The sequence below is a fragment of the Nocardia flavorosea NBRC 108225 genome, from assembly GCF_001613385.1.
Classification (GTDB): Bacteria; Actinomycetota; Actinomycetes; order Mycobacteriales; family Mycobacteriaceae; genus Nocardia; species Nocardia flavorosea.
In genome coordinates, this window is record NZ_BDCG01000043.1 from 1 (window position 1) to 8,846 (window position 8,846).

The window sequence follows — 8,846 nt, forward strand, 5'->3', positions numbered from 1 at the left end:
TCGCTGCGGATGCTGTTCGTGGCCGGTGAAGCGTTCACCGGTGATGTGGTCGCCGCCGTGCGCCGGGTGACCGATGTGGCGCTGTACAACCTCTACGGCCCCACGGAATTCGCGGTGCATGCCACGCACGCCGCGGTCGCCGACGAGGTGTCCGGCGCGGTTCCGATCGGTGGACCGGTGTGGAACGCGCAGGTGTACGTGCTGGATTCGCGGCTGCGGCCGGTTCCGGTGGGTGTGACCGGCGAGCTGTACCTGGCCGGTGCGCAGGTGGCCCGCGGTTATGTGGGTCGCCCGGATCTGAGTGCGGACCGTTTCGTCGCGGATCCGTTCGGTACCGGCAAGCGGATGTACCGCACCGGCGATGTCGTGCGCTGGACCCAGGCCGGCGAGCTGGTTTACGTGGGACGTTCCGATTTCCAGGTGAAGGTCCGCGGTCAGCGCATCGAACTCGGCGAGATCGAAGCGGCCCTCACCGAGCACGCCGCAGTGGCGCGCGCTGTGGTCGTGGCGAAGTCCGACCCGAATACCGGCGACCGGCTCGTCGGGTACGTGGTGCCCGCCAAGGATTCCGCGGTCGATACCGACGAGCTGCGCACGCAGCTGTCCGACCGTCTCCCTGCCTATATGGTTCCGGCCGCGTTCGTGGTGCTCGACGAGTTGCCGTTGAACGCGTCCGGCAAGCTGGATCGCAAGGCCCTGCCGGAGCCGGTGTTCGAGGCCCGGGAATTCCGGGCGGCCTCGACTCCGATCGAGGAGATCGTGGCGGGGGTCTATGCCGATGTGCTCGAGATCGATCGGGTCGGTGCGGACGACGATTTCTTCGAACTGGGTGGTAATTCGCTGATGGCGACCCAGGTCGCGGCCCGGCTGGGTGCGGCGCTGGACACCACGGTGCCGGTGCGCGCACTGTTCGAGGCCTCCACCGTGTCCGCACTGGCGGTGCGTGTCGAACAGCACGCCGGAACCGGCGGCCGTAAGGCCCTCGAAGCCGGCCCGCGCCCCGACCGGCTGCCGCTGTCGCTGGCCCAGCACCGGATGTGGCTGATCAACCAGTTCGACCCGAGCTCGGCCGCGTACAACATTCCGCTGGCCATCCGGCTCACCGGCGCACTCGACGTCGCGGCGATGCAGGCGGCGGTGACCGATGTGCTGGAGCGGCACGAATCGCTGCGCACTCGATACCCGGCCGGCCCCGACGGGCTGCCGTACCAGGAGATCCTGCCGGCCGCGCAGGTGCTGCCCGGCGGGCTGAGCGTCGAATCGGCCGATGATCCGGTGGCCCGGATCGGTGCGCTGATGTCGACCGGTTTCGATGCCACCCAGGAAGTCCCGGTGCGGGCGCTGCTGCTCGAAACCGGACCCGGCGAGCATGTGCTGGCCTTCGTCGCGCACCACATCACGGCCGACGGTGCGTCCATGGCGCCGCTGGCCCGGGATCTGGTGACGGCCTACCTGGCCCGCGTCGACGGGGACGCACCCGGCTGGTCGCCGCTACCGGTGCAGTACGCGGACTTCGCGCTCTGGCAGCGCACCGTGCTGGGCGACGAATCCGACGGTGGCTCCGTTGCCGCCGAGCAGCTGGCCTACTGGCAGAAACAACTCGACGGGGTCACTCCCGATGTCGAGCTGCCGCTGGACCGGCCGCGGCCGCTGGTGCCGTCGCTGCGCGGTGGACTCACCAGCTTCGGTGTGGACGCCGAAGTGCACCGGCTGCTGGACGAGTCCGCCCGGGCTCGGGGAGTCACGCTGTTCATGGTGTTGCACGCCGCGGTGGCGGTGCTCGTGTCGCGGCTGACCGGCGCCGGTGACGTTGTCGTCGGCACGCCGGTCGCCGGCCGCGGTGAGCGGGCTCTCGACGATCTCGTCGGTATGTTCGTCAATACGCTGGCGCTGCGGACCAGAATCGATCCGGCCATGACGTTCGCCGAACTGCTCGACCATGCGCGGGAAACCGATCTGTCGGCGTTCGCCAACGCCGATATCCCGTTCGAACGAGTGGTGGAAGCTGTTCTGCCCGACCGGGCAACCGCGCAGAACCCGCTCTTCGATGTGGCGCTGTCGTTCCAGAACAACGAACGGGCGGTCGTCGATCTGCCCGGCCTGACCGTCCAGGCTCTGGACGAGGGTGCGCTGGCCGCGAAGTTCGATCTGCAGATCGGTATCGCCCCGCAGCGCGACGCCGACGGCGGCTACGGCGAACTCTGGTCGGTGTTCAACTACGCGGCCGATCTGTTCGACGAATCGACCGTGCAATCCTTCGGCCGCCGGTTCGAACGTATCCTCGCCGCGGTGGCCGCCGATCCGCAGATCCGCGTCGGTGATATCGATATCCTCGATGCCGCGGAGCGGGAGCGGATGGCGACGCCCGCACCGCAGGCAGCGCACACCGCCTCGTCGGGTACCGCGCTGCCGCAGACCCTGCGTGCGTCGGTCGAGGAGGACCCGGAAGGTCCCGCCCTGGTGTGGGGTGAGGAAGAGCTCACCTACCAGGAACTGGACGCGCGCTCTTCGAGGCTCGCGCGGGCCCTGATCGCGCGCGGTCACGGACCGGGAACCGGTGTGGTGGTCCGGCTCGATCGTGGGGTCGAAGCGGCGGTCTCCACCTGGGCGGTGCTGAAGGCCGGGGCCGCGCTGGTGGCCGCCGACGCCGTGGACGCCGCCACAGCCGCAGGACTGTCGGTCGAGGCCGGGATCGTGGCCGGCTCCGCCCCGGATCTGCCGGACGTGGACTGGCTGATACCGGACGATCCGGAGCTCGCCGCCGAGATCGATGCGCAGTCGCCGCGCCCGGTCACCTATGCCGACCGCAGCCGGCCGTTGCGCGGCAGCGATGTGGCCTATGTGGCGGCGGACGGCACCGGGGCCTCCTATGACGACCTGGCCGCCGTGGTGGCCCGCGTGCACGCCGACACCGAGCTGACCTACGAATCGCGCACGTTCCGGCACGGCAGGGCCGACACTCTGGCCGCCGTGGTGGAGATCGTGGCAGCCGGTGCGGCCGGGGCGTCGGTGGTACTGATCGCCGAGGTGAGTACGGAGGCACTCGCCGACGAATGGGTCACCCACCTGTGGACCGACCGTGCGGGGCTCGGCACGTTCGATCCGGACGCTCTGGAGGATCTGTCCGCACTCGTCCTGGACGAAGGCGGACAGCCGGACGGGCAGTGGTCGCAGGTCGAGTACGTGCTGGACCTGTCGGCGCTACCGGACTGACGGGTCTGCACGAGCCTTCGGTTCACTGTGCGCCGGTGTGGGTCCGGTCGGGTGTGCGGGGTGTGGGGCCGGTCGGGTGCGCCGGTCGTGATCCCGGCCGGGGTGCCGGTGACGAGCCGCTCTGAGCGCCGGGTGCGATCCGGAGCCGGGCGCGGTGTGATCCGTGCCGTACGCCCGATGCGCTCGCGGGGTGGCTGTGGCCTGCGACGGTAACGGCGGGGCCACATCGGACCATGTAATGATGGGAGACTGCGAGTGCCGCAGCGGCCGGTCGTGCCCTCATGCGCGGTACCGCCCGCCGCGCCGGGGCGGTGCCATCCGCGGCCCGTGGGCGCACGGCGTGCAGCAAGTAAACGACAGGTGAGGTAGGTAGATGGGTTCTGTTGTCGGTGACCAGAGCAGCCATCTCCAGGAAGTGATGCGAGGATGACCCGAACGGCACGCACTAGGCCCACCCGCGCCCGGCGCCCCCGTTTCACCAGCCTGCCCCAGCTCATGGCCACGGCAGTGGAAACGAACCCCACCGGTATAGCTGTCCGTTATGTCGACGCCACCGATTCGCTCGGCGAGCTCACGTACGCGGAGCTGGACGAACGTTCCAGCCGTCTGGCCCGGCTGCTCATCGCGCGTGGAATCGGTCCGGAGGATCTGGTCGCGATCGCGATCCCGCGTTCTATCGACTCGGTGGTCACGGTATGGGCGGTGGCGAAAACCGGGGCCGGTTACGTGCCGGTGGACGTGAACCACCCGGCCGACCGTATCGCCCATATGGTGACCGATTCCGGCGTCGTCTTCGGTCTGTCGGTGGCAGAATCGGTGGCTGGACTGCCGCAGCAGGTGGAGTGGCTGGCAGTCGACTGCCCGGAGACTGCCACCGCGCTCGCACAGTATCCGGCCGATCCGGTGTCCTTCGACGAACGGCTGCGCCCGCTACGCGCCGAACACCCGGCCTATGTCATCTACACCTCGGGCTCGACGGGCACGCCGAAGGGGGTTGTGGTCACCCAGGCCGGGCTGGCCGGATTCTGCGCCGAAGAGTGCGAACGGTTCGCGATGGACACAACGGCCAGGCTGCTGCATTTCGCCTCGCCGTCCTTCGATATCTCCGTCAACGAAATGCTGATCGCCCTCGGTGCCGCGGCAACCCTGGTGGTGGTCTCGCCCACTGTGTACGGCGGCGACGAGCTGGCCGCGCCGCTGCGGCGCGAGCGGGTGACCCATATCATTCTCACTCCGTCGGCGTTGTCGTCGATCGATCCGGCGGGCCTGGACGACGTGCGGGTGGTGGTCGTCGGCGGCGAGGCGTGCCCGGCGGAACTGGTCCGGCGGTGGGCCGGAACGCTGGTGGACGGCCGACCGCGCAAGTTCTTCAACGGGTACGGACCTACCGAGACCACGATCCTGGTCAACATCAGTGAACCCCTGAAACCGGGCGAACCGGTCGATATCGGCGCGCCGGTCCGCAATGTCACCGAATACGTACTCGACGAACAGTTGCGTCCACTGCCGACCGGAGTCACGGGCGAACTCTACGTCGCCGGTATCCAATTGGCGCGCGGCTATCACAACCGCCCGGCCCTCACCGCCGACCGTTTCGTCGCCAACCCTTTCGACGGCGGCGGCACCCGGCTCTACCGCACCGGCGACCTGGTGCGCTGGCGTGCGGATGGTTCGATGGATTACCTGGGTCGCAACGATTTCCAGGTCAAGATCCGCGGTTTCCGCATCGAACTCGGCGAGATCGACGCGGTGCTGGCCGGGCACGAGTCGGTGAATTTCGCGGTCACCATCGGGCACGAACCGCCCAGTGGCGCCACCGTGCTGGTCTCGTATGTGCATGCGGCCGCGGGGGCAGTGATCGATATCGACGAGCTGCTCGCCTTGGCGGAGAGCCGTTTGCCCGCATACATGGTTCCGGCGAGTATCACCGTGCTGGACGAGGTCCCGCTGAACCCGGTCGGCAAACTGGATCGCCGGGCACTGCCCGAACCCCATCTGGGTACCACCGAGTACCGCGAACCGCAGACCTGGCTGGAGAAGCAGGTCGCCGCAGTATTCACCGAACTCCTTCATCCCGTGGACCCGGTCGGCGCCGATGACAACTTCTTCGATCTCGGCGGAAATTCGTTGATCGCGACCCAGGCGGTGGGCCGGCTGGGGGCTCTGGTCGACGCTCGGGTGCCGGCCAGGGCGCTGTTCGAAGCTTCGACCGTGGCCCGGCTCGCGGAACGGCTCGCCGAGCTCAGCGGAACAGGTGACGGGCATCGCGCGCTCACTCCGCAAGCTCGGCCGGAACTGGTGCCGCTGTCGTATGCGCAGCAGCGGATGTGGTTCCTGAACCAGTACGACACCTCGTCGGCCGCTTACAACCTGCCGATGGCTATCCGGCTTTCCGGTGCTCTGGACGTGATGGCGTTGCGTGCCGCGCTGGGTGATGTGGTGGCCCGGCATGAATCGCTGCGCACCCGGTATCCGGAGCAGGGCGGTCGTCCGGTGCAGGTGATCCTGCCGGCCGACCAGGTGGATCTGGATCTGGTTCCGGTTTCGGTCTCGGCCGACGAGTTGACGGAAAAGGTCGTCGAAGTCGCGGCGGCGGGGTTCGATGTGGCCGCGGCGGTCCCGGTGCGGGCTCGTTTGTTCGCAGTGGACCCGGAGGAGTTCGTCCTCGTGGTGGTGGTGCACCACATCGCTGGTGACGGTTTCTCGATGGCGCCGCTGGCGCGTGATCTGGTGACCGCATACGCGGCGCGTGCGCAGGGTGAGATGCCGGGCTGGGAGCCGCTGTCGGTGCAGTACGCAGACTTCGCGTTGTGGCAGCGGGAGGTGTTGGGCCGCGAGGACGACCCGGATTCGCTGATGGCGCGGCAGATCGCGTTCTGGCAGCGGACTCTCGCGGAGCTGCCCGATGAGCTCGTGCTGCCCACCGACCGCCCGCGGCCCGCGGTGGCCTCCATGGCCGGTGCCACGGTGCGAGGTGAACTGGGCAGCGAGCTGGTGGAGAACCTGAGCGCCCTGGCTCGTGCCCGCGGCGCGTCGATGTTCATGGTGCTGCACGCCGGTCTGGCGGCATTGCTGGCACGGTTGTCCGGTAGTGGTGATATCGCGATCGGTACGCCGATTGCGGGTCGTGGTGAGCAGGCGCTCGACGATCTGGTCGGTATGTTCGTGAACACCTTGGTGCTGCGGACCGAGGTTGAATCGGGGGAGACCTTCACTGATCTGCTGGAGCGGGCGAAGCAGGCCGATCTGGACGCGTTCGCGCATGCGGATGTGCCGTTCGAACGTCTGGTGGATCTGCTGGCGCCGGAGCGTTCGCAGGCGCGCAACCCGCTGTTCCAGGTGGCGTTGTCGCTGCAGAACAACGAGCAGCCGGTGCTGGATCTGGCCGGGCTCGAGGTGTCGGGTGTGGACCTCGCCGACGATGTCGCGCGCTTCGATCTGCAGTTCACTCTGGCCGAGAATGGCTCGGGCGGAATGGTTCTGGTGTTGAACTACGCCACCGAACTGTTCGACGAAGCCACCGTGCGCACCATGATCACGCGGTTCCAGCGGTTGCTGTCGGCGGCCGTTGCCGATCCGGATGCGGTGCTGGGTGATCTGAAGCTGCTGGATTCGGGCGAACGCCGCGAACTGCTGTCCCGTACGGGTGGTCCGGCGGTGCCGGCGCGGACGTTGCCGGAGCTGCTGGCCGCCGCGGTGGCGGTCGACCCGGCGGCGCCGGCGGTGGTGTTCGACGGTGTTCGTCACTCTTACGGGGAGTTCGACGAGCGGTCGAACCGTTTGGCTCGGGTGCTCATCGGCCGCGGTTCGGGTGCCGAGGATGTGGTGGCCGTGGCGGTGCCGCGGTCGGCGGATTCGGTGCTGGCCGAATGGGCTGTGACGAAGTCGGGTGCGGCGTTCCTGCCGATCGACCCGACGTATCCGGAGGACCGGATCGCGCATATGCTCACCGATTCCGGCGCGCCCGTGGGTATCACCGTAGCGTCGGAGGTGGCGGGCCTACCGGATTCGGTCGATTGGCTGGTGCTCGACGAGCTCGACCTCGATGATTACAGCGATGCCGCGCTTACGAATGCGGACCGCGTACGGCCGCTGACGTCGGCGAACGCCGCGTATGTCATCTACACCTCCGGTTCGACCGGCCTGCCCAAGGGCGTGGTGGTGAGCCATGCCGGTTTGGCGAACTTCAGTGCCGAGCAGGTGGAGCGGTACGGGTTGACTCCGGCGTCGCGGGCGTTGGCGTTCGCGTCGCCGTCGTTCGACGCGTCGATCCTGGAACTGCTGCTCGCGGTGGGTTCGGCGGGTGCGCTGGTTGTGGTGCCGACAGGTACCTACGGTGGCGCGGAATTGGGTGAGCTGATCTCCCGCGAACAGGTCACGGTCGGTTTGATCACGCCGTCGGTGCTGGCCTCGCTGGACCCGGCGGACATCGCGGGCATGGAAGTGATCATCGCCGGTGGTGAAGCGATCTCGTCGGAACTGGTGGCCAAGTGGTCGGTTGCCCTGGGGGACGTGGACCGGCGTCTCCACAATGCCTACGGCCCGACCGAAGCCACGATTGCCACGAATATCAGCGGTGTGCTGCATCCCGGTGACCGGGTGACGATCGGTGCTCCGGTGCGCGGTATGCGTGCGCTGGTTCTGGACGCCCGCTTGAATCCGGTTCCCGAAGGTGTGGCCGGGGAACTGTATGTCGGTGGTATCCAGCTGGCGCGTGGTTATCACGCCCGGCCGGGTCTCACCGCCGGCCGCTTTGTCGCCGACCCTCACGGCACGCCGGGTTCGCGGTTGTACCGCACCGGTGACGTAGTTCGCTGGCGTCGTGACGCCGCCGGTGATCCCGCGGTGGAGTACGTGGGCCGTAACGACTTCCAGGTGAAGGTGCGCGGTTTCCGGATCGAGCTCGGCGAGATCGATGCCGCGCTCACCGCGCACGACACGGTGGATTTCGCGGCCACCACCGGCCACAAGAACGCGGCGGGAGCGGTCTTGCTGGTGTCGTATGTGGTGGCGGCGCCTGGTGCGACGGTGGATGTGGCGGCGGTGACCGGTTATGTCGCGGAGCATCTTCCCGACTACATGGTGCCGGCGTCGATCATGGTCATCGACGAGATCCCGCTGACTCCGGCCGGGAAACTGGATCGCAAGGCACTGCCCGAGCCGGTGTTCCAGGCGCGTACCGCTTTCCGTGGTCCGCGGACACCGGTCGAGCAAGTCATCGCCGAGGTCTTCGCCGAGGTGCTCGGCGTGGACCGGGTGGGTGTGGACGATTCGTTCTTCGCCCTCGGCGGCGACAGCATCGTGTCCATCCAGCTGGTGTCGCGCGCCAAGGCCCGTGGTGTGGTCTTCACACCACGGCATGTCTTCGAACAGCGGACGGTGGCCGGGCTGGCCTCGGTCGCCGAATCCGCGGACGCCGACAGCGTCGTGCAGACGCTCGTCGAAATGCCGGGCGGCGGTATCGGGTCCATGCCGTTGACGCCGATCGTGCGGTTCATGGCCGAACGACCCGGTTCCTTCGGCCGGTTCCACCAGCTCATCACCCTGGACCTCCCGGTCGGTGTCGACCGGGAAACCATCGCCGGCGTGGTGGGCCCGGTGATCGACCGGCACGACATGCTGCGGTCGCGGCT

Annotated in this window: 2 protein-coding genes; both read left to right on the forward strand. The window is 68.2% G+C overall.

Annotation, left to right across the window (positions count from 1 at the left end; all coding sequences use genetic code 11):
- On the forward strand, positions 1-3,213 hold a 3,213-nt coding region (locus NFL01S_RS33535; protein ID WP_157117312.1), incomplete at its 5' end, for a condensation domain-containing protein.
- A gap of 507 nt (positions 3,214-3,720) precedes the next feature.
- A partial coding sequence (locus NFL01S_RS33540) for a non-ribosomal peptide synthetase (RefSeq protein WP_443093709.1) occupies positions 3,721-8,846 on the forward strand: 5,126 nt, incomplete at its 3' end.